Here is a 227-nt window from a genome sequence, read left to right as displayed (position 1 = left end):
CCAAGGAACAGTGGGGCAAACTTACCGATGATGATATGACCGTAATCGAAGGGAAGCGCGACCAGCTGGTCGGCAAAATTCAGGAGCGTTACGGCTATGAGAAAGATCAGGCTGAGAAAGAAGTCTCAGACTGGGAGCATAAGAACGACTATCGCTGGTAGCGTTCCTTGATCCGAAGAATGAAGCATTTGTGTTAGTGCCTGTCTGAATGGCGCACGGACGCGCCG

General features: G+C 51.5%; 1 protein-coding gene. It reads left to right on the top strand.

What is annotated here, in order from left to right:
- On the top strand, positions 1-161 hold a 161-nt coding region (locus ABD353_RS40120; protein ID WP_425555370.1), incomplete at its 5' end, for a CsbD family protein.
- Positions 162-227 lie beyond the last annotated feature (66 nt).

This window comes from Kitasatospora arboriphila (assembly GCF_039528095.1).
GTDB classification, from domain to species: domain Bacteria; phylum Actinomycetota; class Actinomycetes; order Streptomycetales; family Streptomycetaceae; genus Kitasatospora; species Kitasatospora arboriphila.
This window is presented reverse-complemented; position numbering and strand designations above follow the sequence as displayed.